The organism is Verrucosispora sp. WMMD703, assembly GCF_049178935.1.
In the GTDB taxonomy this organism is placed as follows: domain Bacteria; phylum Actinomycetota; class Actinomycetes; order Mycobacteriales; family Micromonosporaceae; genus Micromonospora; species Micromonospora sediminimaris.
On record NZ_JBMHMM010000004.1, the window covers coordinates 966,345 to 992,547 of the forward strand.

The 26,203-nt window shown below is 68.7% G+C and carries 24 protein-coding genes; 16 read left to right on the top strand and 8 right to left on the bottom strand.

The window, feature by feature from the left end; translation table 11 throughout:
* Window positions 1-196: 196 nt before the first annotated feature.
* Together ACN26Z_RS05045 and ACN26Z_RS05050 are read right to left on the bottom strand one after the other, a co-directional pair.
* Window positions 197-874 carry an HAD family hydrolase gene (locus tag ACN26Z_RS05045; RefSeq protein WP_028569082.1) on the bottom strand — a complete coding sequence of 226 codons (678 nt, stop codon included), beginning with the start codon at window positions 872-874 and terminating at the stop codon, window positions 197-199.
* Complete coding sequence (locus tag ACN26Z_RS05050; RefSeq protein WP_421460078.1) at window positions 871-2,088, bottom strand: helix-turn-helix domain-containing protein; 1,218 nt, start codon at window positions 2,086-2,088, stop codon at window positions 871-873. Before ACN26Z_RS05050 ends, ACN26Z_RS05045 begins: the two co-directional genes overlap by 4 nt.
* A 293-nt stretch (window positions 2,089-2,381) precedes the next feature.
* Between ACN26Z_RS05050 and ACN26Z_RS05055 the strand changes: the two genes are divergently transcribed.
* From ACN26Z_RS05055 to ACN26Z_RS05095, 9 genes are all read left to right on the top strand, one after another.
* The gene (locus ACN26Z_RS05055) at window positions 2,382-2,975 is read left to right on the top strand and encodes an HAD family hydrolase (RefSeq protein ID WP_421460080.1); all 594 of its coding nucleotides are present in this window, start codon (window positions 2,382-2,384) and stop codon (window positions 2,973-2,975) included.
* Window positions 2,972-3,811 (top strand): hypothetical protein, encoded by an 840-nt coding sequence (locus ACN26Z_RS05060; RefSeq protein WP_421460081.1) that lies wholly within the window; start codon window positions 2,972-2,974, stop codon window positions 3,809-3,811. The genes ACN26Z_RS05055 and ACN26Z_RS05060 overlap by 4 nt, the downstream gene beginning before the upstream one ends.
* Before the next feature lie 617 nt (window positions 3,812-4,428).
* Window positions 4,429-5,790: an aminotransferase class I/II-fold pyridoxal phosphate-dependent enzyme gene (locus ACN26Z_RS05065; protein WP_421464531.1), complete on the top strand. Its 1,362-nt coding sequence runs from the start codon at window positions 4,429-4,431 to the stop codon at window positions 5,788-5,790.
* Window positions 5,791-5,820: 30 nt separating this feature from the next.
* Window positions 5,821-6,879, top strand: a complete 1,059-nt coding sequence (gene trpS / locus ACN26Z_RS05070; protein WP_421460084.1) for a tryptophan--tRNA ligase — start codon at window positions 5,821-5,823, stop codon at window positions 6,877-6,879.
* Window positions 6,880-6,891: 12 nt separating this feature from the next.
* Complete coding sequence (locus tag ACN26Z_RS05075; RefSeq protein ID WP_421460085.1) at window positions 6,892-7,950, top strand: phosphotransferase family protein; 1,059 nt, start codon at window positions 6,892-6,894, stop codon at window positions 7,948-7,950.
* Window positions 7,950-8,876 carry an LLM class flavin-dependent oxidoreductase gene (locus tag ACN26Z_RS05080; protein WP_421460086.1) on the top strand — a complete coding sequence of 309 codons (927 nt, stop codon included), beginning with the start codon at window positions 7,950-7,952 and terminating at the stop codon, window positions 8,874-8,876. Before ACN26Z_RS05075 ends, ACN26Z_RS05080 begins: the two co-directional genes overlap by 1 nt.
* Window positions 8,877-10,369: 1,493 nt before the next feature.
* Entirely contained in the window at window positions 10,370-10,519 is a 150-nt protein-coding gene (locus ACN26Z_RS05085) for a hypothetical protein (RefSeq protein WP_421460087.1), read from the top strand.
* A complete protein-coding gene (locus ACN26Z_RS05090; protein WP_421460089.1) occupies window positions 10,516-11,013 on the top strand; it encodes a hypothetical protein in 498 nt (165 codons plus the stop codon). Before ACN26Z_RS05085 ends, ACN26Z_RS05090 begins: the two co-directional genes overlap by 4 nt.
* Window positions 11,010-12,911 carry a recombinase family protein gene (locus ACN26Z_RS05095; protein WP_421460090.1) on the top strand — a complete coding sequence of 634 codons (1,902 nt, stop codon included), beginning with the start codon at window positions 11,010-11,012 and terminating at the stop codon, window positions 12,909-12,911. The genes ACN26Z_RS05090 and ACN26Z_RS05095 overlap by 4 nt, the downstream gene beginning before the upstream one ends.
* A gap of 480 nt (window positions 12,912-13,391) precedes the next feature.
* Here ACN26Z_RS05095 and ACN26Z_RS05100 read toward each other — a convergent pair whose 3' ends face one another.
* Window positions 13,392-13,898: a hypothetical protein gene (locus ACN26Z_RS05100; protein ID WP_421460091.1), complete on the bottom strand. Its 507-nt coding sequence runs from the start codon at window positions 13,896-13,898 to the stop codon at window positions 13,392-13,394.
* 235 nt (window positions 13,899-14,133) lie between these two features.
* Between ACN26Z_RS05100 and ACN26Z_RS05105 the strand changes: the two genes are divergently transcribed.
* From ACN26Z_RS05105 to ACN26Z_RS05125, 5 genes are all read left to right on the top strand, one after another.
* Window positions 14,134-14,682 carry an RNA polymerase sigma factor gene (locus ACN26Z_RS05105; RefSeq protein ID WP_282240146.1) on the top strand — a complete coding sequence of 183 codons (549 nt, stop codon included), beginning with the start codon at window positions 14,134-14,136 and terminating at the stop codon, window positions 14,680-14,682.
* Window positions 14,679-15,485 (top strand): hypothetical protein, encoded by an 807-nt coding sequence (locus ACN26Z_RS05110; protein WP_421460092.1) that lies wholly within the window; start codon window positions 14,679-14,681, stop codon window positions 15,483-15,485. The genes ACN26Z_RS05105 and ACN26Z_RS05110 overlap by 4 nt, the downstream gene beginning before the upstream one ends.
* Before the next feature lie 104 nt (window positions 15,486-15,589).
* Window positions 15,590-16,393, top strand: coding sequence for an ABC transporter ATP-binding protein (locus tag ACN26Z_RS05115; protein ID WP_396886428.1), 804 nt, complete (start codon window positions 15,590-15,592; stop codon window positions 16,391-16,393).
* A complete protein-coding gene (locus tag ACN26Z_RS05120) occupies window positions 16,390-17,724 on the top strand; it encodes a hypothetical protein (RefSeq protein WP_093408406.1) in 1,335 nt (444 codons plus the stop codon). The genes ACN26Z_RS05115 and ACN26Z_RS05120 overlap by 4 nt, the downstream gene beginning before the upstream one ends.
* Before the next feature lie 5 nt (window positions 17,725-17,729).
* On the top strand, window positions 17,730-18,299 hold the full coding sequence (locus tag ACN26Z_RS05125; protein ID WP_282240144.1) for a hypothetical protein: 570 nt from the start codon (window positions 17,730-17,732) through the stop codon (window positions 18,297-18,299).
* Between the two features lie 46 nt (window positions 18,300-18,345).
* Here ACN26Z_RS05125 and ACN26Z_RS05130 read toward each other — a convergent pair whose 3' ends face one another.
* Window positions 18,346-18,933, bottom strand: coding sequence for a ClpP family protease (locus tag ACN26Z_RS05130; RefSeq protein WP_282240143.1), 588 nt, complete (start codon window positions 18,931-18,933; stop codon window positions 18,346-18,348).
* Between the two features lie 181 nt (window positions 18,934-19,114).
* Complete coding sequence (locus ACN26Z_RS05135) at window positions 19,115-19,819, bottom strand: helix-turn-helix domain-containing protein (RefSeq protein WP_282240142.1); 705 nt, start codon at window positions 19,817-19,819, stop codon at window positions 19,115-19,117.
* Window positions 19,820-19,978: 159 nt separating this feature from the next.
* On the opposite strand from ACN26Z_RS05135, the gene ACN26Z_RS05140 reads away from it, so the two are divergent.
* Complete coding sequence (locus ACN26Z_RS05140; RefSeq protein ID WP_210937760.1) at window positions 19,979-20,992, top strand: potassium channel family protein; 1,014 nt, start codon at window positions 19,979-19,981, stop codon at window positions 20,990-20,992.
* Window positions 20,993-21,076: 84 nt separating this feature from the next.
* On the opposite strand, the gene ACN26Z_RS05145 is transcribed toward ACN26Z_RS05140, so the two are convergent.
* The 3 genes from ACN26Z_RS05145 to ACN26Z_RS05155 all read right to left on the bottom strand — a co-directional run bounded on the left by ACN26Z_RS05145 (window position 21,077) and on the right by ACN26Z_RS05155 (window position 25,687).
* Complete coding sequence (locus ACN26Z_RS05145) at window positions 21,077-22,114, bottom strand: 2-oxoacid:ferredoxin oxidoreductase subunit beta (protein ID WP_093408394.1); 1,038 nt, start codon at window positions 22,112-22,114, stop codon at window positions 21,077-21,079.
* On the bottom strand, window positions 22,107-23,954 hold the full coding sequence (locus ACN26Z_RS05150) for a 2-oxoacid:acceptor oxidoreductase subunit alpha (protein WP_093408391.1): 1,848 nt from the start codon (window positions 23,952-23,954) through the stop codon (window positions 22,107-22,109). Before ACN26Z_RS05150 ends, ACN26Z_RS05145 begins: the two co-directional genes overlap by 8 nt.
* 257 nt (window positions 23,955-24,211) lie before the next feature.
* Window positions 24,212-25,687: a hypothetical protein gene (locus ACN26Z_RS05155; RefSeq protein ID WP_421460094.1), complete on the bottom strand. Its 1,476-nt coding sequence runs from the start codon at window positions 25,685-25,687 to the stop codon at window positions 24,212-24,214.
* A gap of 122 nt (window positions 25,688-25,809) precedes the next feature.
* On the opposite strand from ACN26Z_RS05155, the gene ACN26Z_RS05160 reads away from it, so the two are divergent.
* Window positions 25,810-26,187 carry an NADH-quinone oxidoreductase subunit A gene (locus tag ACN26Z_RS05160; protein ID WP_093408387.1) on the top strand — a complete coding sequence of 126 codons (378 nt, stop codon included), beginning with the start codon at window positions 25,810-25,812 and terminating at the stop codon, window positions 26,185-26,187.
* The last annotated feature ends 16 nt before the right edge of the window (window positions 26,188-26,203 follow it).

Genomic DNA, 26,203 nt, shown 5'->3' on the forward strand with positions numbered 1-26,203 from the left:
TGCGACCAGCAGACGTCAGAATGGCAAAGTTCGCACCATGATATGAGCGCGGAGCCTCCCGATCTGAAGTTTGACCAACGATGCGAGGCCCGGACCGCGTCCGGGCCTCGCATCAGGTTGATGGGCCTGATTACCCGACGAAGGGTCGCGCCTCCGTCGGTCAACCATGCAAGGGGCTCGTTGGAGCCACCGTCGATCACCCAAGCTGGATGTCTCGCAGTCGCCCCGGAAGATCCCGAAGACTGTCGATGCGAATGTGCGCTTGTTCTACCTCGGGGCGAATCGCGTAAAAGTATCCCCATGGTCCACGTCGGATGAACACGGTCGTCAGGCCGGCGGCCAGCGCGGGAAGAATGTCGTTGTCGAGGCGGTCGCCCACGTATGCGATCTCCTCCGGCGCGCACCCCGCCGACTCGACCAGCTTGACGAAGAACTCAGGGGTCGGCTTCTCCGCGCCCCAGTCGTCCGACGTCGCGATCAGGTCCACACCCAGGTTCAGCTCGTGTAGCAGCCGGCCGGCGCGAGCGGTCTGGTTGCCCGCCACACCGACAAAGTAGCCGTCGGCCTTGAGCGCGGCGAGGCAGTCCCGGACGTCAGGGTAGAGGTCGCGGCCGTTGAAGTGCTCGGCCAAGCCGGCTTCTGCCCGGCGCTGCCGTTCCAGTGCGAGGTCGAATCCAGGCTGGAAGTGCTGGAAGACCTCGCGGTAGTCCCGCCCCTGCGCGATGACCTGCCCGAACACCGCAGAGAACGTGTGCCGGGGAACGCCGAGCCAGTCCGCCCAGGTGCCGTACTCGGTGGACTCGTTGATCAGCGTCTCACCCACGTCGAAGTAGACAGCGCGAACTCGCCGTGGGGAAGAGGTCTGGACGGTCATGCGGTCAACGCACCCAATCGCTCGTCAAGGTCGGCAACGACGGTGGCATCGTCCCACGGCCTCAGCCGGGTACGGAACTCCTGAAGGCGGGTGCTCGCGGTTGCGTAGCCAGCCATCGCCAGCATCGCGGCGGCGTCTCCGGCGAGGTCGCATGCCTGGTCGAGCTGCGGGTGGTCGCCGAGATACGAGCTGGCTATGTCGATGAGGAACACCGCCTTCTGCTTGACCGCCACGGGACCGAGGCCATGTAGTGCCGCTGTCAGGGCGGATCGGGCCTCCTCGGGCCGACCGAGCTGGAGGAATGCCCGACCACGGAATCCGTCGAGCCGGTCCGCCGAGTAGTAGTCGAACCATGCGGGTGGTGCCGCATCTGCGGGTCGGGAAAGGCGTGCGGCTGCTTGGTCGAGAGCTCGCAGCGTTCCGGCCGCGTTCGCTGTGCCCAGCACCTCGGACTCCACTGCTGCGATCCATGACTGGACTACCGGCACACCACTTCGTTGGGCATGATCAGCTGCGCCAGCGAGATAGCTGATGGCGGCCGAGGTGTTGTGCTCGGCCGCCGGCACGAAGGCGAGATGGCCGAGCGCGGCTGCGGCGAGGAGGTCGTCCCCCACCTGGATGGCCGCTTCGTGGGCGAGTCCGAAGTAGCCCCGCGCGTCGGCCGGTCGCTGCAGGTCGAAGAACGTCAGCCGGCCGGCAAGCGTGGCGACTTCGCTGCGGGTGCGCAGGACTCGGCGCTTGAGTCCTCCGTCGGGCAGTTGCCGCATGACGTCGACCGCGGTCTCGAGGTGATCGCGTGCCAGGCTGAGCAGATCGCCAGGTTTCCCAGACCCGTGGTAGAGGTGCCGGTACACCTCCGCATTGCGTTCGAGTCGGCTCACCTGAAGCTCTGGAACCACTCCAGCCTGATCGACGAAAGCGAGCGGGGAAGCCGCCATAGCCTTGATCGCAGTCCGCCGGCGCATTTCATCCTCCTGGCTCCCAGGTCGGGTCAGGGCCGCTGACACCCGACCGTATGTCTTCACGAGCAGGCCGTCCACGCCGAGTGCCCGGTCGCACACCTCGGCGAGCTCCATCGAACCTGGCTTCTCACCTCGCTCGACCTGCCCCAGGTACGTGAAGTCATAGCTGGTCAGCACCTGCAACTTCCGGAGCGACAACCGTCGCTCCTGACGAAGCCGGCGTAGCACCTGCCCGAAAGTCTCACCGTCCACCCGGTCCCCCTGACCAGTGCCCAGGTGTAGGCCACCGTGGGCCTACACCCTGTGGCTTCCTACGCACACACCGTACCGACCAAGCTCGATGTGCACAGCAACCGCATCGACGGCGGCGATACCCAAGCCGGCACCGAGGCGGTGTCGGAGAGCACGCGCGCTTCCCCCGGTCCGCGAGCTGAACCCGCCGCCTCGGTGCCTCTCATCCCACGGGAGGGCACATGCACGGCGCGAACACCCAGAGGTACGGGCCGATGATGGTTCACGAGGACTTCCGGCCACGGCCCGTCCTGGTGCTGGACGTCTGCGGGGTTCTGTTGGCGGAACCGATGGCACCTCTCTTTCGAGTTGTCTCCGAGGAGGCCGGAACCTCCTCCGACCGGGTCGAAGCGATCTTCCGCCACTACTTCCGGGACGCGTTGTGGTCTGGGCTGCTCGACGAGTCCGCGTTCTGGCCAGCGTTCGCAGCGGCTTGCGGTCTCGGGCAGCCGTCGCCTGCCTGGCGGTCGGTGCTGCGGTCGACGATGACGCCGCTACCGGCCGTTTCCCGGCTACGCAACTGGTCGAGGGGGGCGCAGATCTGGCTGTTGTCCAACCATCGCCACGAATGGTTGGTACCCGCGCTGCAGGCGGCCGGCCTGCACCGGCAAACCCATCGGATCTTTATCTCCAGCCAGACCGGCGCGGTCAAGCCGAATCCCTCCGCCTACGTCCAGGTTCTTGAGCAGGCGTCACCCGGTGACAGCCTCCTGTACGTCGATGACAAGGAGGTCAACGTCGAAGCGTTCAGGAGGCTGGGGGTCGACGGCGTCCAGGCCGACACGTCCGGCTCCTGGACCGCCGCCGTCGATGGTTGGCTTGCCGCATCAACGCGGAGGACCTGGTGAGCGGCCCTTACCGTGACCTCGCCGCCCAGAGCTTCCTCGACGAGATCCCTCGACTCATCGACACCCTGAGCGCGGCGACGGAGAGCATCCCGACTGAGGACCTGGTCTGGGTCTTCTACGGCAGCCGAATCACCGGCACGGCAACCGCAGCCAGTGACTTCGACGTCATGACGCTCCATCGCGAGAACGAGGTTCCACCGACCCGCGTTGGCACCACCTATCGCGACGCTCCGGTGACCATCTACTCGCTACCTTGGTCGGCCCTGTACCGCGACGGGCAGGACCGCGCGTACGGCGGCTACTTCGCGCTAAAGCTGTTCAGCCCGTTCATCTGCACACCGGCCGACGAGGCCGCGGAGCTGTTGACGAGCGTGGCGCGGTTCTTGGCTCCGCTGGCCGCTGAGGTGGCCGGCCGACTGAACGTGATCACCAGAACTCGCCACCAGATCCTCGCCGACTCCTACCTGGCGTTCCTCGACATCTATCCAGACTTCGACAGCTACGTGGCCCGAGTCCTGGAGGCACCCGTGCTGGCATCGCCGTTGTGGCGACGGCAGGCACAGGTGATCGTGGACGCCTATCAACAGGCGCAGATGATCGATCGCACAGCGGACGGCCGTTACGCCTACTCCCGGCAGGCGGCGATCGGGGACCTTCGACACGAGCGAGCCATCACGGCGGCCCGGTTCTGGGCGTTCGGCGCGGTCTGCCACGACAGCGACGTCCGTTTCCCCGACCTCTACCGCAACAAGGCCCGCCAGCGCACGACCGTCGGGCAGCGGCAGCGAGTCCACGAGTCACTGCAACGGATCTCGCGTGGGCGGGCCGGCCGATGAGCGCCTTGCTCGCCGAGTGGCACGCGGCCCGCAATAACCTGGTAGCGGACGAGCACGCCGACAGGGCACGCCGTTTCGGGCTCCGACTGCTCGCTCCCGACTCCGAGGGCCTACCGCCGGTGATCGACAACCTGGCGGGCCGGACCATCTGGGCCTGGCAGCCTGCGAGCCCAGCACCGGCCGCGACGGGTGACGACCGTGCGGACGTGCGCGTCGGTGTTGCCGGAAGTCGGCTACACCTCGGCCACCTCAGTCTCGCGCGGGACATCGCCTGGCTGCAGGAAAAGGGCCACTCCGTGACCTTCATCAGCCGCCAAAACCCCACCACGGCCTCCGCAACGGTTGTCGAGCTCTTGGCAGAACGGGTGAAGCAGTTCGGCGGATGCGCCCCCGATCGCCTCATCGACCTCGACGCGGCCGAGGTCCGGGCCTTCGAGGACGATGTACTGTCCGGACTCACGTTGCGCCGGATGCGGCAGGTCTATGGCTGGTCCGATGACACCAGACTGAACCTGCTGCGGGACGCGGTGATGATGATGAGCTTCTTCCTGTACGAGCAGAGCCCGAGAGGGTCGATTGCGCTGGTCGACGCCGGTCAGGTGACGCATGCGGCGCTGATGAGGACCGTGTCGGATCGCCTCGCGGCACCGCCGCCGTACGTTGCCTATCGACGGTTGGTTCCGAACCTGCGGCGTCGTGGTGGCCGGGCCAGCATCCACGATCCGGCCTCCACGATCCTTCTGACCGATCGTCCCGACACCGTCCGGGAAAAGTTCATCGGCGCGGTGACTGGCGGCCGGGCTCGCGCCGAGGAGCAGCGCCAATATGGGGGCAACCCCAACGACTGCCCGACCTTCGAGGTAATCGAACTACTGTCCGCACCTGAGCGTGCGACCGCCGTGGCGCGTCGATGCCGAGCCGGCGAGGTGCTGTGCGGGCAGTGCAAGATCGAACACCTCGACGATGTGATTGCCGGCGTTCGCGGTGACGGTCGACAGGTCGCGCTCGCTCGCGTCGGCACGAGTCCCGCCGTACCGAAGGCGGTTGCCGGGGTTGCTCCCAGCTTGCACCGACCACCGAGCCGGGAGCCGGTCGACCTGGAGGCCGCGATCGCCCGGTACGTCGGGGTGGTGCCGGAACAGGTCGTGGTCGGTCACGGCACAACCGAGATCCTCGACTGGATCATGCGTGAGCAGGCTTCAGCCGGTGCGGCGGTGCTCGCGACCGTCCCCACCTTCGAGCTGTACGGGCAGCTCGCCGCCAGGAACGAACTGCGCTACGACGAGGTTGCGTGGGACGGCGGACCACTGCGACACGACCTGGCGGCGCTGCGAGCCGCGCTGAAGAATGATCATGCCGCGTTAGTGGTGGATATCCCGCACACGATCTCCGGCATCTCGGTACCGTTGTCCGACTTGCTGGCTGTAGTCGCGCCTCGACTGCCCAGCGGGGCGAAGCTGATCATCGACAACGTCTACGGTGAGTTCATGGCACATCCCCTCGCGCTGACACCGCGACTCCTTGAGGAGCGCGACGAGCTGGTGGTGAGCCGTTCGCTGTCCAAGGCACACTGCCTACTCGGTGCCAGAGTCGGATACGCCGTCACCAGCGCTGGCTACGCCGACCGGCTGCGTCGACACCGGCTTCCGTACGCTGTCAGCGCGCTGGCTGCCACGGCGGCACACGCCTCCCTGGGCGACGACAGAAGCCTCCGGCGCACCATCGGTTTGAACCGGCGGGCGTACGCGACGCTGACCGCCGAACTCGACCGGCTGCACATCGGATACGCCCGGTCGGACGCAAACTTCCTCCTGATCGATCTCGGGGACCGCCGTGACCAGGTCCTTGCTCTGCTACGGGCTCGTGGCCTGCGGTTCCGTGACGGCGCACGATGGCAACTTCCGACGATGATCCAGGTCCATCTCATCGACGAGGCTACCGTCGCCCCGTTGGTGCGCGCCCTGCGCGACCTTCGTTGACCCGTCACGCCGCGAAAGGCCCTCTTCGTCATGACCGCTCAGCGGATGCTCACCGGTGACCGTCCTACCGGAAAGCTGCACCTCGGCCACTACGTCGGCAGCATCGCCAACCGCGTGAAGCTGCACCGGAAGTACGAGAGCTTCTTCATCATCGCCGACCTGCACATGCTGACCACCAAGAACACCCGCGACGACATCGCCAAGGCCACCCAGAACGCTCGGGACATGGTGGTCGACTCCCTCGCCGCTGGGATCGACCCCGACACCGCGACCTTCTACCTCCAGTCTGCGATCCAGGAGGTCGGAGACCTCAACACCCTCTTCCAGAACCTGGTAACCGTGCCGCGCCTGGAACGAGTGCCTTCGCTCAAGGACATGGCTCGCGACGCCGGCAAGGAGGAGATGCCGTACGGTCTGCTCGGGTACCCGGTGTTGCAGGCCGCCGACATTCTCTGCGTCAAGGCCCACGTGGTGCCCGTCGGCAAGGACAACGCCGCGCACGTCGAGGTCACCAGGGAGATCGCCCGCCGCTTCAATTACCTCTACGGCGAGGTCTTCCCCGTCCCCGAGTTGGTCAGCGCCGAGACACCCACCCTGGTCGGCACCGACGGCCGGGCCAAGATGAGCAAGAGCCTGGGCAACGCCATCGCCCTCTCGGACGAGCCGGCCGAGGTCCGCCGCAAGGTCATGGGCATGTACACCGACCCGAACCGGATCCGCGCGGACGTGCCCGGCACGGTCGAGGGCAACCCCGTGTTCCAGTACCACGACGTCTTTAACCCGAACCGGACGGAGGTCAACGACCTCAAGAGCCGCTACCGCGAGGGCAAGGTTGGCGACGTCGAGGTCAAGGAGAAACTCGCCACCGCACTGAACGCGTTCCTCGATCCCATGCGAGAGCGGCGTGCCCGCTACGAGGCCGACAAGGGCCTGGTCGACGAACTGATCGTCAAGGGTACGGAACGCACCCGGCGCGAGGTCCAGCAGACCGTGTTCGAGGCACGCAAGGCGATGGGCCTCACCGGCGTCTACACGCAGCTCCGCCGCAAGGCCGAACGGTCCCGTAAACCCGCAGCCAACACCGCGTAGAAGAGGACCCTCATGAGTCGCCACGAAGCCGGCCGGCAGGCCGGCAGCCTCCTGCTGCGCACGATCAGGTCGGGAACCTCGGGCGCTGAGGTGTTTCTCCTGCGGCAACCCGGCGGCGCGACTGTCGCCACGAAGGTCACCCGCAACCCAAGGGTCAGCTCGTCCGTGCAGGCCCAACGGCACGCCGTCATGGCGAAGCACTTCGCCTCGCACACCCCGGCGGTGCTCGGGACCGCAACCGAGGCCGCGCTTGACGTCATCGTCACGGCGGCACCTGCCGTGTGGAGCCTCGACGAAGCCATCGCTCGTGTCGGACCGACACCGGAGCTTTACCTGATCTGGCAAGACGTGGTGAACACTCTCGTCACGGTATGGCGGTCAACCGCCGAGCCCGGATTCGATCCCACTCGGGCCACTCGCAATCATGATCTTCGGTGTCGTCGTGGCCAACAGGGGCTGGAGGACGTGCTCACCACAGACCTCGGACCGCCCTCGCATTGGTTGAGCATCATGATTAACGGAAGCGACCTGGGCTCCTGGTTTCGAGCCTTCGAGCAGCTCATCGTCGTCGGCAGGCCCGACTTCCATATCACCTGTCACGGCGATCCGCACGCCGGCAACGTACTGGTTGCCTCCGACGGGACCTGGCACCTCATCGACTGGGAATGGTCCGGTGACCATCACGACTGGCGCATGATGGTCAGCCACCTGCTCGGTAGCTGGTACGTACGGGACCTCCTAGACCACGCCTCCGGCGCGGCTTCAGCGACACCCGACCGGCTCGTGCTGGACTATGCCATCGGTGAAACCCCCCGACTACGCCAGTTCGGGATCCCGGCGGCCGAAGCATTCCAGCGGATGACGACGCCGGCCCGAACAGAGCAGGATCTCAGTGATGTTGCTCGGTACGTGGCGCTTCTTCTGCTCCGGGAGATCCCCCGAGCGGTGTTGGCTGGGCGACGTCACCTCATCGCACCACTGCTCGGCGAGTGCATCCGGCTCACCACTGGCGAGCACTCGAATCATCCCGCCATCCGGCTACTCAGGGCGCCGGTCGGGGCGGCGATGTGATGCGACTCGGACTGGCACTGCCTCACTACCCGTTCTCCTTCCCGACACCGCAGCCCTCCACCGCCCGACGAGCGATCGAGTACGCCACCTTGGCCGAGGACGCGGGATTCCACCAAGTGTGGGTCTCCGACCACTTCTGGGTCGACGTCGCCACTGCAGGGCAACCGGAGCAACGGCAGGAGCCGGCTGAGTGTTGGACCCTGCTGGCCGCTATCGCGGCCAGCACCAACCGCATCCGCGTCGGCTCTTTGGCCACGCCTATCGGGTTCCGGAACCCCAACCTCCTCGCACGCATGGCGGCGACCGTGAACGAACTCGCCGCCGGGCGACTCGACGTCGCCGTTGGAGCCGGGTGGAACGAGTCGGAACACCGGGCGAACGGCCTTGACTTCCCGCCGGCAAGACAACGGTTGGTATCGCTTGAGGACACAGTCGGGCTTCTTCGGTGGCGGGTGCCGGGCGTGCCCGTCTGGGTTGCCGGGAAGCGCCCGAAGCTACTTGAGGTCGCCGCGTTCGCGGACGGTTGGAACACCGCGTGGGACAGCACAATGGCTGAGTACCGGCACCGGGATGCGATGGTGCGGCAAGCCTGCCACCGTCGTGGGCGTGACCCTGCGACAGTTCACCGGTCTCTTGGCCTGACGACGCTCATCGGCCGAGACAACGACGATCTTGAGAGACGGTGGCACAGTTTGCGGCGCTGGGCTCCCGGCGGCGCACTGGCTGATATCTCGTTGCGGAGCTGGGCACGGTCCCGCCTGGTCGGTACACCAGGGGAAGTGGCCCAACAGCTCCGTCGATGGGGCGAAGCCGGGGTCGAGCAGGTCATCTGCTCATTTGGAGCGCCATTCGCCGTTCATGACGACCAGCAGCTTGAGCTTGCTGTAGACGCGCTGACGATCTTATCCGGCTCGAAGGGGCCGTAGTCGGAACGGTGTTGCCAGCGCCGAAGGTCAGGAGTCGGTCTCGGGGGTGAGTCGGCCGAGTTCGGCGGCCACGACGGACGCCGTGAGGCGGAGACTGCCTGTGGCTGATGTGCGGGTAGGAGGGATATCTCTTATCAGTCGGTTCCGGTCCACGGGTCCTCCTCACCCCGGTCGACGTGCGGGTACGTCGTGTTCAAGGGGGCGTGTTCACCCGGCTGTTCGTGGTCGTTGCGTTCCTCGTTTGATCGCTCGTTAGACCTCTCGTTAGAACCCTCACCCTGAACAGCGAACGTTTTGCGGCCAATCAGCTCGACCGATGCGGGCTCGGCGGGTGGCCGAGGATTCGGGCTTTGGAGCAGCGGTGCGGTCTCGCCGCGCAACCTTCGAGCCCTGATCGGGACCTCCTCACGGGGGGCGTACTGCTGATCGCCTCTCCGTGGGACGAGCGCCGCTGGTGGGGACGGTCAGACAGGGCGAGCCGGCGGCGGGGACGGAGGCCGTCCGGCGCGGACGGCGGACCGGGATGGCGAGGGTCGTGCTGGTTGGTGCGGACGGCCTCGCAGGACGGGCGCGGACGGGGTCGCCGACCGTCCGGGACGGCGGACGGGGGCGCGTACGGGTCGGGCCGGCGTACCGCACTTCGTGGCGATCTCGTCCTCGGCCCGAGGCGGTCAGCCAGGCCGCGCGTTCGAGCAGAAGATGATCTTGTTCAAGTGGGTGGAGATTCTGTGCAACCTGTCACTGATCGCATCGGCGTTCCACGCCGCTCCCGTGCCGCCGGATGTCGGCACCTCAGGGGCCTGAACTGCGTGTTCAACCCGTTGAGGATCTTGTACAACCAAGCAACTCGGGGGACGCGAGTTGTTCGGCGCGGGGCGCGGTTTCCAATCCGAGGCCCGGATTTGTAATCCCTTAGTGTCAGCGCTCGTCGGCGGACGTGGCCCACACGCCCATGCCGAAGCCCAGCTCCACCACCCCCGGCGACCGACCCCAACCGGCACCCGCCGGGTTTCTCCTTCCCCCTACTCACGTCCCCGCAACCCCGATCCGGGCGTACCGGACGGGCGCGGACCGTCCGCCCCTGAGCCCGGCCACGGCAGACAACGCAGGGCGTCGACCCCGCCCGATCGGGAGTCTCCGGCTCGCGGTGACGGGCAGTCGGCAGAGTTCACGGTCGCCCGCAGTAATGCATTGGAGGTGCGATTCGACGTCACCGTGCTCGACGGTGACGCCGGTCGGCGGCTGGCCGTGCTGCAAGCCGAGGTGATCCTCGACGTGCTGACCTGGCTTCACGACTAGCCGCACCACGCTCCACCCGCCTGACCGGTCGCCCTCCGGGCCACTCGGCGTGCCGTGGCCGGTGTTGCCCTTCGGGCGGTCTTGATCCCTTCACCGAGTTGAGCGGTGATCGACGTCCACGGGTCGACCGGCAGCACCGGCGGTCGGCCCGTGGCCTGACCAGGCACCAACCAACCGCAGGAGGTACGCGCGTCATGTACGCCACCGTTACCCGCGACGACACCGGCAGCAGCGTCGTCTACGGCCCCCACGACACACCGGCCATCGCACCGAACGATGGGGCAGTCACCATCTGCCCACCGGGGGCCGCTGACCGCACTACCGGCACCCTGGCCGAGGCATGAACATCCGCCGCACGACAGTGCGCCCGCGTGTGGCGTTCTACGGCCGGACCGTCGAGGCCGGCGATCTCGCCACGGCGGCCCTCGTGGTCGGCGGTCAGTACCAGCAGTGCGTCTCGGTGCTGCCTGACGGCGCGATCACGGCGGTGTTCTCCGACCTCGGCACTCGGCCCGACTATCGGCGGGCACCCGCCACCCTCACCCTCTGCCTTGAGCGGGAGATCAGCCGTGACGGTGGTCTGGATGACCTGCTCACCGAGGCGAGCCGGCCAGATCGCCGGTTCGACTTCGTGATCAGCACCGATGTCCACCGCCTGTCCTGCGACACGGCGACGAGGACCGCGCTGCTGCGTGCGTTCGTGGTCGCCGGCATCGAGTACCTCCACGCCCCCGAGGTCCGCGACGGTGACCGACTGCCGGTCATGCCATGGCGACTGCGCAGCGTCGCCTACATCAAGGTGCTGACTCAACTCATCCGAGACGGAGGCCACCCGTGACGAGCACCCTGCCCGACTGGCTACGCCCACCCGCGACCGCCGCCCCGAAGCGGACAATACGGGTCGCGTTCCTCGGGCGTACCTCGACCGAGGAGCAGCAGGACCCCACGCTGTCGATCCCTCGGCAGTTGACCAATTCCGAACGGGCTCTGCTGCCCAACATGGTCATCGTGGCGTGGTTCTGGGACGTGGAATCCTCCCGCAAGGAACTCAGCCAGCGCGGCCGGGGCACCGCGTGGCAGAAGTTCGACATCGCCGTGCAACGAGACGGCGGCCTCGCCGACATGCTCGACGAGGCCACCTCACCCGATCGCCGTTTCGATGTCGTGATCTGCGAGTCGATCGACCGCATCGCCCGTTGGACCCACCAGGGCACCAAGATCGAGCACGATCTTGAACTCGCCGGGGTGCCGCTGCTGGCCGCCGACGAGCCGGTCATGCAGTCGAACAGCCGTAAACGGGCCGCCCAGATCCTCCTGCGCCGCACCAAGCAGGGCGTGGCCGAGTGGTACATGATCGAGATGCTGGAGAAGTCGTGGGACGGCTTCGAGGAACACACCAGCCAGGGCTGGAACGTCGGCAAGCCTCCATACGGATACCTCGCCGAGAAGCACAAACACCCGGTCCCCGCCAAGCGGGCAGAGGGCAAACACAAGACCAAGCTGAAGATCGACCCCGACCGAGGGCCGGTAGTCGAGCAGATCTACGCCTGGCGCATCGACGAGAAGCTGTCCTACCGGGCCATCGCCGAACGGCTCAACACCAACCTCGACCGCTACCCGCCTCCACAACCCGTCGACCCCGCCCGCGCGGTCGGACGATGGACCGGCTCGGCGGTCCGCGAGATCCTCGTCAACCCCAAGTACACCGGTCACATGGTCTGGAACCGGCGCTCGACCAAAGACAAACTGCACCCCGGCAAGGTCAACCCCCGTGAGCAGTGGGTCGTCTCCGCACAGCCAACCCACCCGGGCATCGTGCCGATCGAGACGTTCCTCGCCGCCCAGAACGTGGGCCGATCCCGAGAACGCTCCCGCGCCGACGCCCGCCAGGGTTCTCCCAACCGGCACCGGCAGACCAAGCGGGTTTACGCGCTTCGTTCCTACGTCTGGTGCGCGCCGTGCCAGCGGCGCATGTTCGGCCGGACCGTCACCCAGTACACCTACTACTCTTGCCAACCGAGAGAGAGGGCCATCCCCGAGGGGCACCCGAGCATGATCTCCGTGACCGAAGAGGTGTTGCTCGACTTCGCCGATCGGTTCTTCAACACCTACGTCCTCGGTCCGGACCGGGTGCAACTCGCCACCCGCAGCCTGGACATCGCCGCCCAACAAGCCGCCGAGGAACAGCGGCGACAAATCGCGGTACTGCGCCGGACCCTGGACGACATCGCCGCTCGCCGCCGTCGCCTCCTACGGGTCATCGAAGAGAACGACGACCCGGACGGCAGCGTGTTCGCGGAGATCGCCGAGCGGCGGGCCGAACTCGACCGCGACCGAGAGATCAAGGCCGCCGAACTCGCCCACCTCGAAGAAACCATGCCGGCCGACCCCGGCAGCGCCGACATCCTCGCCGACCTTCCCGAGATGGACATCAAACTCAGCCTGCTACCCACGGACCGTCTCCGTCGCCTCCTGGACGCCTTCGCCGTGCAAATCCACCACGACATCCGCACCAACCAAGTCTCGTTCCGAGCCACCGTCAGCCAACACGCCGCCCCACACCTGGCCCAGCTAGCCCGCGCCACGGCAGATGGCCCCCGCACCGCCACCCACCGCCACACCAGCGCAAACGACGCTGCCCCCGCCGACGACGACGGCGGGGGCACCGACCATTTGCAGTTCTGTGACATGCCCCGCCGGGGGCACCAGGTAACAGCCTTGATCATCGATCACTGATCCGCCTTCCGGGCTTACGTGCCCGCTGCGTGCCCGATCGCCTTGCAACCTTCGACCGGCTCGCGTCCAGGTGCTCAGATGGGTGGGCCGCCGATCATGGGGCGTCACGTCGTTCAATCCAGCCGACCGTAGGGCGATGTTGAAGCGACGGCGGAATCCGTGATGGCGCTGCTGCCGTGCTGGTGTGCGACTGTCGACCGGGAAGACGAACACATCCGGCCCGTCGGGCAGCGTCGCCAGGTGTCGACGCAGCGCCAGCGCTCCCCCGATTCGCATGCCACCGTAGGCCAGCAGCAGGACCAGGACGCGGTCGGGAAGGTCGCAGGCGGCGGCGAGCTTGCCGACCTGGGCGATGGTGGCTCCGCCCCGAACCCCGACCCTCCTCAGAGGTTCGCCTCAACGGCCAAAGACCCAAGGAAGCGCGTCGGCGATCATGGATTACGCGATCGTAGCCACGCGAAGGCCGCATGGCGCGGGCAACTACCCATCACCACATCCGACAGCGATAGACAACACCGACAGTCGTCCGGTCTCGAACGCGGCCCTCTCATCCGCCGTCAGCTCGTAGTACGAAAATCGCGGCTGACTCGTCATCCAGCGCTTGACGTGCACGAAACAGCCGTGCCACTCGCCGTGACCGATCAACTGGAAGCCGCGGAAGTCTGGATCCTTTGTCGGAGCGCTGACGACAAGTCCAGGTCCCGAGACGCGAGCAAGGGCGTCATCATCCGGAGGTCCGACGAAGATCGCGACTGCGGCGCGAACCTCGGCAGGCGCCGTACCAGGATCAATGTAGTCGTGCACTCGTTCGTAACCGCGCACGCTGACCTGAGACACATAGCGTTGAGCCGGGGTCCCAACGGGATCCTGCAACTTGAGCACGCCGAAACAGCCGGCGGCAACCGCGGCAAACGACAGCAGCCAGATACGTCGGCGTCGCGAACGTACCGCGATGCGCCCGTCAGCGGCATCGTCGGATCCAGGCACGACGAAACAGTAGGCCAACCGAGCCACGCATGGGTGGGCGCAAGGTCAAGAGCGCTGGACGGACCGGACCATCCTGGGCCGCCCACGGGCCAGTAGCCGCGAGGCCCAGCGGTCACGAGCGGGCACCGATCACTGATCCTCCTTCAGCGATTGGGCAGTCAGAAGTGACGGCGATCACACGGGGTTGGGACCCGATCCGGTGGGGCGCGTCGTCTTACCGGGTGTGAGACGAGGCATGGACGCAGCTGACGAGGGTGAACTCGTACGCCGAGTGGCCCGTGGAGATCGGCGCGCGTTCGACGAGCTCTACCGGCGTACGGTGCCCTGGCTGGAGGTGCGCCTGCGCCGGCGGTGCGCCGATCCGGACATGGTCGCCGAAGTCCTGCAGGACACGTACCTGACGGTCTGGCGGGCTGCGGGCAGTTTCGCCGGAGTGCCGGCGGCGCGCGGCGGGGGGAGCGCGGTGGGTTGGTTGTGGACCATCGCCGCCCACCGTCTGGTCGATGCGTTCCGGCGCCGGGCGCGCCGGGCCCGGGTGCCGCAGGTGCAGCTGATGCCGGACACGGCCCCGGCGGCCGAGGACGAGGTGATGGCCGCCCGGGTCGGCCAGGAGTTGGAGCAGGCCCTGCTGGTCCTTCCGCCCGAGGTGCGGGCCGCGCTGCGGGCGACGGTCCTCGACGGGCTTTCCATGCGGGAGGCGTCGGTGTTGCTGGGCGTACCGGAGAACACCGTCAAGTCCCGGGTCCGCCGCGCCCGGATCGCCCTGCGGGAGGCTCTGTCATGACGACCACCCATCCCACGATGTCCCAGATAGAGCGGTACGCCGCCGGGGATCCCGGCCTCGACGAGCCCAGCGTCTGGGCGGTCGAGGTGCACCTTGAGGACTGCGGTGACTGCCGCGCCCGGCTGGCCGGTGCCACCACTGTCGACACCCGGACGTTGATCGATCGCGTCGCGATGAACCTGGACCGGGAGATCGCCGCCACATCCGCTCCCGCCGGCCGCAGCCGGCCCTGGTCCGTGCTGCGCCACCGCTGGTTCGTCGGCACGCTGTTGCCGTGGCTGGCGATGACCGCCACGGTGCTCGCCTCCGCCGCGCTGCTCGGTGAACTGTGGGCGGGGCGGCCCTCGCTGGTGCTGCTGATCGCACCGCTGGCTCCGCTGCCCGGCGTGGCGGTCGCCTGGCATCGGCGTGCCGATCCGGCCTGGGAACTGATTGCCGCCACTCCCGCCATCGGTCTGACGATGTTGCTGCGGCGTACTGCGGCGGTGCTGGTCTTCGTCATTCCCGCTCTCGCCGTGGCTGGTGTGCGCACCGGGGTGTCACTTGCTCTGATGCTGCTGCCGTGCCTGGCCTTCACCGCCGCCACGCTGCTGCTGGGGACGCTTGTCGGCGTACGCCGGGCCGCGATCGGACTGATCGCGATCTGGACGCTCGTCGTGATCGCTCCGAGTTTGGCCGCAGCTCGGCTCCCGGTGGTCCTGGCCGCCGACAGTGCCGGCATCTGGGCACTGGCCACGCTGCTGCTGACCGTCATGGCCCTCCTCCGGGTCAACGGACTCCGTCGACTCACCCACCACGACTAGACAGCTCCCACCGTGCCCAGACGACTCCTGCCTTGCCTGGGCAGCTCCGACCTGCGAAAGAGGCGGCGTCGCTGCCGCGCTGCCGATCAATGAAGGAGACGATGATGATGCGTGCCGTGAGTGCGGCCGAAACGGCCGTCACCACCCATCCGTGGGAGGTGCACGCCGAGGGTCTACGGGTCCGGGCGGGGCGTCACCTTGCCGTGGACGGTCTTGACCTGGCCCTGCCCTCCGGGGTGCATGGGCTGCTCGGCCCGAACGGTGCGGGGAAGACCACTCTGATCCGGGCTCTGGCGACTGTCCTGAACCCCGCCGGGGGGCGGCTGACCCTGCTCGGACACTCGGTCGACAGCCGATCCGATCTGCGATCGCTCCGTCGTAACCTCGGTTACCTGCCGCAGCACTTCGGCTTCTATCCGCGGTTCACGGTCCGCGAGTTCGTCGGGTACATGGCGTGGCTCAAGGAGATGCCGAAGGCCGAAGTCGCGGCGGCCGTGCAACGGTCGATCGACCGGGTCGGGCTGACCAGCAAGGCCGATGCCCGACTCAAGACTCTCTCCGGTGGCATGCTGCGCCGGGCCGGGATCGCGCAGGCCATCGTCAACGATCCGCAGCTCCTGCTGCTCGATGAGCCGACCGTCGGCCTCGACCCGGAACAGCGGCTCGACTTCCGCGAGCTGCTGCGTGATCTCGGCACCGACAGTTGCGTGCTGGTCTCCACCCATCTGGTGGAGGATGTGGTGGCCGCCTGCACCGACGTGCTCGTTCTCAACGAGGGCCGCCTGGTGTGGCAGGGTACCCCCGAGGGGCTGACCATGCAGGGCGACCAGGGTGACGCCGGTGACAGCCCGGCCGAGCGCGGCTACTCCGCCGTCCTCCGCCGGCACCGCGCGGAGGCCGCCCGATGACCGTTCTGGGAATCGAACTACGTCGGTCCGCGGCGCTCGGTGCCGGGCTGATCACGGTGGTGGTCGGGGTCGGTGCGCTCTATCTGGCGACCGGACGCTGGTCGAGTGGCTGGATGGCGTTGGCCATGACCGTCCGCGAATACCTGCTCCTGTTGTGGCCGCTGGCGCTGGCCGCCGGGGCCTGGCAGGGCCGCCGTGAGCACCGGGCGAAGGTGGGCGAGCTGTTCACCACCACCGCCCGGCCACGCGCACAGCGGATGCTGCCGGTCCTCGGTGCGATGGCACTCACCCTCACGGTCGCCTACCTGCTGGTGACCGTGGCGGGCATCGGCTGGATCGCCTCCACCGCCCGGCACGTGCCCCTGCTGAACTTCGCGGTCGTCACCGGTGTCGGTGCGATGTCACTGATCGGTGCGGCGTGGCTCGGACTGGGCATCGGGCGTATGCTTCCCGCCCTGGTGACCGCCCCGGCGCTGGCGGTGGCCGGCGTCCTGCTGATCTTCCTCAGCGTCATCCGGCTTCCGGACTGGTTGGCCGCGGCGGTCTCCCCGGTCCACGGCACGCTTCCGTTCCACGCCTACCAGACGATCGACAATCGGGTCAGCGCTGCGCTCGCGATCTCGATGGCCGCACTCGCCACCGCTGGGATGCTGTTGTTCGTGGCCGATGGCTGGCGCACCCGTACGGCAGCGCTGGTGCCGGTGGTGCTCGGGCTCCTTGTGGCGACAGCGGTCGTACCCAGGGACGAAGGCGTGCTCAACTGGCCGGTCGACCCGGTTGCGCGGGAACTGCTCTGCACCGACGACACTCCGACGGTCTGCGTCAGCCGGGTCAACGCCAATGTGCTCGACGCCCTGACTCCGCTGGCCCGGGAGGGTTTGACGGCGTTGGCCAAACTGCCGGACGCGCCCACCGCTGTGTACGAGGACACCCGCACGTTCATGACTGACGAGGTCAGTTCGCCTGAGGACGGCGTCGTCAGGATCCAGGTACGAATCGACAAGCGTGGCGGGCTCGCGCACCCGGCCGCCGTGGTTCCCGAGATTGTCCGTGGGCTGGGTGTCCAGTACGACGGACGGTGCGAGAACCGTAACGAGGTGGTCGAACGGGCGGCGGCCTACTGGCTTCTGGAGCGTGAACCGCGGTCAGACGTCGGAGTGGTTCCCGGGATGATCGAAGAGGACCCCGAGATCAACCCCGCGGCGGTCGCGCTGTGGCAGGGATTGCGCGCACTGCCCGAGGACGAGGCGCTGGCCCGGGTCACGGCGGTCCGTGATGCCCTCCGGACCTGCGCCGACGTCACCGGCATTCTGTCCGGGGCTGCCCGGTGACCTGGATGCTGCTCTACCTGCGCTCGCGGCGCGTACCACTGGCCCTGATTGCGGCCGTCGGCGGCGCGGCAGTGGTGTGGGGCCTGTGCCTGGCCTTCGCCAAGGAGCGGGACGTGACTGCGATGGTGGTGGTGATGACCGTCCTGCTGATGGTCGCGGTGCTGTCGTCCACCCTCGCCGGTCCCGACGAGAACCTGGACCGCACCGCGTCGATGCGTTGGCCCTGGCGGCGCGCGGTGCACCTGCTCGCCGGCCTGGTGGTCGTCCTCGTGGTCCTGCTCGTCACGTGGTACACCGGGGCCCGGTTCGGGCCGGCCGCGCTGGTGGCCCGTGACGCCGCGGGCCTGCTGGGGCTGACCGCCCTGTGCGCGACCGTGGTCGGTGCCGCCAGATCGTGGTTCTTGCCGTTGGGCTGGACCACTGTCGCGGTCATGTACCCCCAGCAGGGTGTCTGGGGCGCAACGGCGACGTGGCCGGGACAGCCAGCCGAGAGCGATGCCGCCATGCTGATTGCCGCGGTACTCGCCCTCGGCGGGTTGATCGCCTACTCGATCGTCGGTCCGGCTCGGCGCTAGGCGTCCGGGTAGCTGAAGGTGTCGCCCGGGCGATCTACGAGCGGCATCAGCTCGTGGACAGTTGGGTGGCGGTGTTCACCACCTGGTCGATCAGGCCGTAGTTCCGGGCCTCCTCGGCGGTGAACCAACGGTCCCGGTCCCAGTCCTGCTGGATCTCGGCCAGGGTGCGGCCGCTGTGCTGGGCGATCAACTCCTGCATCGTCCGCTTGACGTGCAGCATGTTCTCCGCCTGGATGGTGATGTCGGAGGCGGTACCACCCATGCCGCCGGAGGGCTGGTGCATCAGGATCCGGGTGTGCGGCAGCGCGTACCGCTTGCCGGCCGTGCCGGCGCAGAGGAGGAACTGGCCCATCGAGCCGGCGAGCCCCATGGCCAGGGTCGCCACATCGTTGCGGACGAAGCGCATGGTGTCGTAGACCGCCATTCCGGCGCTCACCGAGCCGCCGGGCGAGTTGATGTAGAGGGTGATGTCCCGCTCCGGGTCCTCGGCGGCGAGCAGCAGGATCTGGGCGCAGATCCGGTTGGCGATCTCGTCGTTCACCTCGCTGCCGAGGAAGACGATCCGCTCTCGTAGCAGCCGTTCGAACACCTGGTCGCCGAAGGTCCGCTGGCCGTCGTCGAGCATTGTGATCATGGTCAACCTCCACCCGCCGGCGGCGACGTCGAGCGCTCGGGGACCGGCCCCTTCAGCCTGCGGGATGCCGCCGGACTTCAACCAGCCGTTCTGCTCGGGGCAGATCCGCCCACGGCAGAACGACGGCGACCAGCCGCCAGTTCAGGTCATTCCTCGGAGGAGACGACAATGTCTGGTGGCCTCACCCTCGGTGACTGCCGACGGTGGTCCGAGCGGCGGTCGTCCGCCGGGCGGCTCGCGTACGTGCTCTGGGCCGGTGCAGCGGGCCGAGGGACGACCGGGTGGTCGACCTGCGACGGAGCAGCGGACCCCGGGCGACGAGGTGGATCGGACCGACCGGGTCGGCGAAGGCGATGACCCTGATTCCGCCGGCCGACCCGCCGCCGGTCAGCCCACCGCCCTTGAGTTCGCCGCCGGTCGGGCCGGCGGCACCGATCCGCCCGACCGGGCCGGTCCAGCCCGGATAGGGACCGTTGCCGCCCAGCCCTGCGGTGAGGTCCGCGCCGAAGCCGACGGCGTTGAGTCGGGCGACCGGCTGGGCGGATCCGTCCGTACCGCGGCCAGCGGGCGCGGTCGCCGGGTCGCCGCGCCGGGTGGCCGGGACGTTACCGGCCCGGACATGGCCGGCCGGGCCGGTGGCCGGCAGTCGGCGTTCGACCCGCCGAAGCTCGTCGCGAACCTCCTCCAGCAGATCCGAGAGGTGCAGGCCGAGCGCCCGGCAGATCGCCGCGAGAACCTCGGAGGACGCCTCCTTGCGCCCGCGCTCTACCTCGGACAGGTACGGCACGGAGACCCCGGCGGCTTGGGCGACCTCCCGCAGCGTGCGGCCCTGGTGCTGGCGCTCGCGGCGCAGTACCGCGCCGATCACCCGTCTCAGCAACGACATACGGGCCTCACTCTCGCCGCTCCTGCGCTGACCGTCCCATCATGCCCGTCCGCCGCCGCGTTCGCCGTACCGGTCCATTGACGCCACCCCGCCGTGCGGTTCCCGGGTCAGCCGCTATGTTGTGGACGTGCAGGCGACCGACGCGGGGCAGGACCCCAGGTGATCCACTTCCCCGCGCAGCGGCGAGGCCCGCTCAGCGCGCTGAGCATCCGGCTGGCCGCCGCCATCGGGCTGGTCCTCGCCGTGGTGGCTGTGGTCTACCTCGAACGGGAGCAGTACCGCGACAACAACGGGGACGGCCTGACGCTGCTGGACTGCTTCTACTATGCGGTGGTCTCGCTGTCGACCACCGGATACGGCGACATCGTGCCGATGACCCAGCAGGCCCGGCTGGTCAACATCGTGTTCGTCACCCCGGCCCGGGTGCTGTTCCTGATCATCCTGGTCGGTACCACCCTCGAGGTCCTGACCGAGCAGTACCGGACCGGCCGTCGCCTGCACCGGTGGGAGAGAAAAGTGAAGGACCACGTCATCATCTGCGGCTACGGCACCAAGGGCCGTAGCGCGATCTCGGCACTGCTGGAGAACGGGCTGGACAAGTCCCGGATCGTGGTGGTGGAACGTGCCGGTCCGGCCTTGCGGCAGGCTACCTCGAACGGGCTGGTCGCCATCGAAGGTTCGGCGACCCGATCGTCCGTGCTCAACCAGGCCCACGTACGGACCGCCAAGGCAGTGATCATCGCAACCGACAGCGACGACGCGTCGGTGCTGGTGGCGCTGACCGTACGTCAGCTCACCGCCGGCCAGGTCCGGATCATCGCCGCGGCCCGGGAGGCGGAGAACGCCCCACTGCTCAAGCAGAGCGGGGCGCACCACGTGATCGTCTCCTCGGCGACCGCCGGCCGGCTGCTGGGTCTGTCGACGTCGGCGCCACCGCTGATCGACGTGGTTGAGGATCTGCTCACCCCGGGTCAGGGCATGGCGCTGGCCATGCGCTCCGCGGAACGCAGCGAGGTCGGCAGGTCGCCCCGGGAACTCGACACCCTGGTCATCGCGCTGGTCCGGCGGGGCAAGGTGGTCACTCTGGCGGACCGGGCAGGCGCGGTCATCGAGACCGGGGACATGCTCGTGCACGTACGCGACGACCGCCCCACCGCGAACACCCTGCCCTGAGCGACGGTCAGCCACCACCGGGCCCGAAAACGTCGACCGGGCCGTCCCGAGGGAACGGCCCGGTCGCGCTGGTCACGGCACGGGTCAGCCGACGATGGTCCAGGTGTCGCCGCTGCCCAACAGCCCGGCCAACTGCTGCTCCGGGCTCTCGGTGACGGTCGCCCGGGCGTCGGCCAACTGCCCCTGCACCACGCTGTCGTACGACGGCCGGCGCACCGAGCGGAACACGCCGATCGGGGTGTTCCGCAGGTCGAAGCCGGGCAGCCGGGACAGCGCGAACGCGTACGCCGGGTCGTCGACCGTGGCGTCGTGTACGACGATCTCCTCCGCCGGGGTCGACGCGGTCTCGCGTACCTCCAGGCCGAACCCGCCGGGCGGGTGTACGACGCAGAACTGCCCGTCCTTGCCGAACGTGATCGGCTGGCCGTGCTCCAGTCGGATCAGGTAGTCGTCGCGGGTGCCCGGCTCCTTGAGCTGCTCGAAGGCCCCGTCGTTGAAGATGTTGCAGTTCTGGTAGATCTCCACGAAGGCGGAGCCGGAGTGCTCGGCGGCGGCGCGTAGCACCGACTGCAGGTGCTTACGGTCGGAGTCGATGGTCCGGCCGACGAAGGTCGCCTCCGCGCCGAGCGCCAACGACAGCGGGTTGAACGGCGCATCGGCCGAACCAACCGGCGTCGACTTCGTGATCTTGCCGACCTCAGAGGTGGGTGAGTACTGGCCCTTGGTCAGCCCGTAGATCCGGTTGTTGAACAGCAGGATCTTGAGGTTGACGTTGCGGCGCAGCGCGTGGATCAGGTGGTTGCCGCCGATGGAGAGGGCGTCGCCGTCACCGGTCACCACCCATACCGACAGGTCCGGCCGGGAGACCGACAGGCCGGTGGCGATCGCCGGCGCCCGCCCGTGGATCGAGTGCATCCCGTAGGTGTTCATGTAGTACGGGAAGCGCGACGAGCAGCCGATCCCGGAGACGAAGACGGTGTTCTCCCGGGGGATGTTCAACTCCGGCATGAACTGCTGGACGGCGGCGAGGATCGCGTAGTCGCCGCAGCCGGGGCACCAGCGCACCTCCTGGTCGGACTTGAAGTCCTTGGCGGTGAGCTTGAGAGCGACGGGCTCAGACATTCTTCAGGACCTCTTCCAGCATCGTCTCCAGCTCGGCGGCGGTGAACGGCAGGCCGCGGACCTGGTTGTAGCCGATGGCGTCGACCAGGTAGCGACCCCGGATCACGTGCGCGAGCTGGCCGAGGTTCATCTCGGGGATGACCACCCGGTCGTAGGAGCGCAGCACCGCACCCAGGTTGGCCGGCATCGGGGCCAGGTGCCGCAGGTGCGCCTGCGCGACCGGCAAACCGCGCTGGCGCAGGGCGCGGCAGGCGGCGCCGATCGGGCCGTACGTCGAGCCCCAGCCGAGCACCAGCACCCGGGCGTCGCCGTCCGGGTCCTCGACCTCGACGTCCGGCACCGGGATGGTCTCGATCCGGGCCGCCCGGGTCCGCACCATGTAGTCGTGGTTCGCCGGGTCGTACGAGATGTCGCCGGTCTTGTCGGCCTTCTCCAGCCCGCCGATGCGGTGTTCGAGACCGGGGGTGCCCGGTACGGCCCACGGCCGGGCCAGCGTCTGCGGGTCGCGAAGGTACGGCAGGAAGGTCGTGCCGTCCTCGCTGTTGGGCGCGGTGGCGAACTCGACCCGCAGGTCCGGCAGGGAGTCGACCTCGGGCAGCAGCCACGGCTCGGAACCGTTGGCGACGTAGTTGTCCGACAGCAGGATGACCGGGGTGCGGTAGGTCAGCGCGATCCGCGCCGCCTCCAGCGCGGCGTGGAAGCAGTCGGACGGGGACTTCGGCGCGATCACCGCCACCGGTGCCTCGCCGTGCCGGCCGAACAGCGCCATGTTCAGGTCGGCCTGCTCGGTCTTGGTCGGCATGCCCGTCGACGGGCCGGCCCGCTGCACATCCACGATCACCAGCGGCAGCTCCAACGCCACCGCGAGGGAGATGGTCTCGCCCTTGAGCGCCACGCCGGGGCCACTGGTGGTGGTCACGCCGAGCGCGCCGCCGTACGAGGCACCGAGCGCCGCGCCGATCGCGGCGATCTCGTCCTCGGCCTGCATGGTGGTGACGCCGAACCGCTTGTGCTTGCTCAGCTCGTGCAGGATGTCCGAGGCCGGCGTGATCGGGTACGCGCCGAGGAAGACCGGCAGGCCGGAGCGGACACCCGCGGCGACGATGCCGAGCGACAGCGCGGCGTTGCCGGTGATGTTGCGGTAGGTCCCCGGCGGCATCTTGGCCGGCTTGACCTCGTAACGGACGGCGAAGTCCTCCGTGGTCTCGCCGAAGTTCCAGCCGGCCTTGAAGGCGGCCACGTTCGCCGCGACCAGCTCGGGCCGCTTGGCGAACTTGCGCTCCAGGAACCGCAGGGTCGACTCGTACGGCCGGGAGTACATCCAGCTGAGCAGGCCGAGGGCGAACATGTTCTTGGCCCGCTCGGCGTCCTTCTTGGACACGTCCAGCTCGGTCAGCGCGCCGATCGTCATCGAGGTCAGCGCGACCGGATGCACCGCGTACCCGGCGAGAGTGTCGTCGTCGAGCGGGCTGCTCGCGTAGCCGACCTTGGCCAGGTTGCGCCGGGTGAACTCGTCGGTGTTGACGATGATGTCGGCGCCCCGGGGCAGGTCGGCGAGATTCGCCTTGAGCGCCGCCGGGTTCATCGCGACCAGGACGTTCGGCGCGTCACCCGGGGTGAGGATGTCGTAGTCGGCGAAGTGCACCTGGAAGCTCGACACCCCCGGCAGGGTCCCGGCGGGAGCCCGGATCTCGGCGGGGAAGTTGGGCAGCGTGGAGATGTCGTTGCCCAGCTGCGCCGTTTCCGAGGTGAACCGGTCGCCGGTCAGCTGCATGCCGTCGCCGGAGTCGCCGGCGAACCGGATGACCACCCGTTCGAGCTGGCGGATCTGCTTGCTCACGGCCGCACCTCGCTTCGTAGCGCGCCGTGGCGCGGCCGGCTGAACTGGATGGTGACCTCGCCTTGCCCGGCCACGAGACCTCCTTGACGCGCCGCTGTACCGGCCGTCCGTCACCGTCCGGCCCGCCTGTCCTTCCCTCACCGAGAGCCTACGTCGGATCGAGGGCGCGCCCTGCCCGGAGGTCCGCCGACTGGGATCGAAAACTGAGGGTTTATGTGATAACTTGCGGTGTTTCGCCGTGGCCGCCGTAATCCATATCACCGCACGTCCCAGCCGGGTCGGTCCTGCGTCCGGGCCGGCCGTCGGGCCCGGAACCAAATTCCGCTGTCCGATTCCGGCGCGCCCCCCAGGGGCTGGTTCGCCTCGATCCCGAGCGTCGCAGCGGTGGTCTCCGCGCCGCCAGTCCGCGACGCGCTGGCCCGGCGCCGCAACCTCGCCGTGGCCAGCCCGACGGCGAGGACCGCCAGCAGCGCCGACACCGTGACCAGCAGCATCGCCGTGCGTTGTCTCGACAATGACCCCCCGGTGCCACCCGGTGCCACCCCGGCCGGGGGCAGGCTCGGCGACGTCGCTGGCGGCGGCACCACCGCGAGCTGCTCAGGTGACGCCGCGGTGATCCGGAAGCTGAGCTGCATCCGCCGGTCGGCACCGTTGCGCGGGTCGAGCCGGCCGATCACCGCTCCGGACAGCGGTGCGCTGCGCAGCGCCTGCGGCGTCGCCGTCACCGGCAACCTGACCTCCTCCGTACGCCCCGACCGGACGGTGCCGAGCTCGCAACGGGTACGCGTTGCCGCCGCGGCGACGCAGCCGGCAGGTGGCGTCGTCACCGTGACCCCGGCGGGCAGCAGCACGTCGACCCAGCCGCTGGCGTCGGCCCGACCGGTGTTGCCGAGCCGGACGAGGAATCCTTCGCTGGCACCGTCGACGTCGAAGGTGACCTCGCCGGCCGACATGGTGATCCCAGGCGCCGGTGGGCCGGGCGGAAACAGCACGGCGAAGCCCTCGTCGTCACTCGCGGTGCCGGCCGCGCCGGTGGCCGTCACCCGTACCGAGCCGGCCAGCGGCATGTTGCGCCAGGCGTCGCCGTCGACCCGGATCCGCAGGCGGGTGCTGAACTGCGCGCCGGGTGCGGTGGTCCACTGCCCGCAGCGGTACTCCCGGTTCCCGTCGGCGGCGCAGCCGTCCGTGCCGGCGTCGGTGAGTCCGGCCGGCAGGGTGTAGGCGAGGCGGACGCCGGCGTTCGCGCTGCCGGTGTTGGTGACTGTCACGTTCAGGGTGGCCACCGTGCTGGCCGCATTCCAGTAGCCGGCCGGCAGGGTGACGTCGCCGGTGGTGACCTTCACGCCGGCCGACACGGGCGGTGCGACGGTGGGCGCGGGCGGCCGGGACGGCGGGGAGTAGGTGGGCTGGGGCGGTGCCACGGTCGCGGCCGGCGGACCGCTGCTCGGGGCCGGTCCGCCGGTGGTGGCACCGGGTGTGGGTGTCGTCGACGGCGCGGCGGGCGTACTCGTCTCGACCGGCGGCTCGACCGTCGGTGGCGGCGACGTCGGCTCGGGCTCGCCGGTCGGCTCGGCCGGTGGACTGTACGGCCCCGGCTCGGTTGCCCGACTCGGCAACGCCATGGCCGCCAGCGCACCCGGCGCCGCGCCGGCTCCGACGCCCAGCAGCAGGCCGAGGGCACAGGCGGACGCGAGCCTACGACGCCACACGCGTCGTCCGGGCAGCCGTCCCATTGATCCTCCGGTGCTGGTGGTGGTCCCATGGTGGTCGGAAGTTGCCCTGGGACACTAGTCCCAGATGAAAAGAAGTTCGCGACGCGGCCGTGGTCTCCCGACGGGCGGTAGGCTGACCGACCGTGACCGGTTACCTGGGCTCGTACGCGACGCTCGGGCTGTTGCTGCTCGCTGGCGTGCTCTTCCTCGTCGTCGCGTTCACCGCCAACCGGGTGCTGCGCCCCGCCCGCCCGGCAGATCCGCCCGGCAAGCGGGCCAGCTACGAGTGCGGGCTCGACCCGGTGGGCGGCGACTGGGCGCAGATGCAGATCCGCTACTACGTCTACGCGTACCTCTACGTGCTGTTCGCTGTCGAGGCGGTGTTCCTCTTCCCCTGGGCGGTGGTCTTCGACCGGCCCGGGTTCGGCATGGTCACGGTGGTGGAGATGGCGATTTTCGTGGGCGTCCTCGCGCTCGGCCTGCTCTACGCCTGGCGGCGCAACATCCTCCGCTGGACCTGACCCCTGGGTGGGCCGC

Excerpts from the sequence above, each read along its gene's own strand:
- ACN26Z_RS05145 (WP_093408394.1), bottom strand. The coding sequence starts at position 22,114 with ATGTCTGAGCCCGTCGCTCTCAAGCTCACCGCCAAGGACTTCAAGTCC.
- ACN26Z_RS05115 (WP_396886428.1), top strand. The coding sequence starts at position 15,590 with ATGATGCGTGCCGTGAGTGCGGCCGAAACGGCCGTCACCACCCATCCG.
- ACN26Z_RS05135 (WP_282240142.1), bottom strand. The coding sequence starts at position 19,819 with ATGTCGTTGCTGAGACGGGTGATCGGCGCGGTACTGCGCCGCGAGCGC.
- ACN26Z_RS05105 (WP_282240146.1), top strand. The coding sequence starts at position 14,134 with ATGGACGCAGCTGACGAGGGTGAACTCGTACGCCGAGTGGCCCGTGGA.
- ACN26Z_RS05110 (WP_421460092.1), top strand. The coding sequence starts at position 14,679 with ATGACGACCACCCATCCCACGATGTCCCAGATAGAGCGGTACGCCGCC.
- ACN26Z_RS05125 (WP_282240144.1), top strand. The coding sequence starts at position 17,730 with ATGCTGCTCTACCTGCGCTCGCGGCGCGTACCACTGGCCCTGATTGCG.
- ACN26Z_RS05045 (WP_028569082.1), bottom strand. The coding sequence starts at position 874 with ATGACCGTCCAGACCTCTTCCCCACGGCGAGTTCGCGCTGTCTACTTC.
- ACN26Z_RS05080 (WP_421460086.1), top strand. The coding sequence starts at position 7,950 with ATGCGACTCGGACTGGCACTGCCTCACTACCCGTTCTCCTTCCCGACA.
- ACN26Z_RS05120 (WP_093408406.1), top strand. The coding sequence starts at position 16,390 with ATGACCGTTCTGGGAATCGAACTACGTCGGTCCGCGGCGCTCGGTGCC.
- ACN26Z_RS05090 (WP_421460089.1), top strand. The coding sequence starts at position 10,516 with ATGAACATCCGCCGCACGACAGTGCGCCCGCGTGTGGCGTTCTACGGC.
- ACN26Z_RS05085 (WP_421460087.1), top strand. The coding sequence starts at position 10,370 with ATGTACGCCACCGTTACCCGCGACGACACCGGCAGCAGCGTCGTCTAC.
- ACN26Z_RS05075 (WP_421460085.1), top strand. The coding sequence starts at position 6,892 with ATGAGTCGCCACGAAGCCGGCCGGCAGGCCGGCAGCCTCCTGCTGCGC.
- ACN26Z_RS05065 (WP_421464531.1), top strand. The coding sequence starts at position 4,429 with ATGAGGACCGTGTCGGATCGCCTCGCGGCACCGCCGCCGTACGTTGCC.
- ACN26Z_RS05155 (WP_421460094.1), bottom strand. The coding sequence starts at position 25,687 with ATGGGACGGCTGCCCGGACGACGCGTGTGGCGTCGTAGGCTCGCGTCC.
- ACN26Z_RS05130 (WP_282240143.1), bottom strand. The coding sequence starts at position 18,933 with ATGATCACAATGCTCGACGACGGCCAGCGGACCTTCGGCGACCAGGTG.
- trpS (WP_421460084.1), top strand. The coding sequence starts at position 5,821 with ATGACCGCTCAGCGGATGCTCACCGGTGACCGTCCTACCGGAAAGCTG.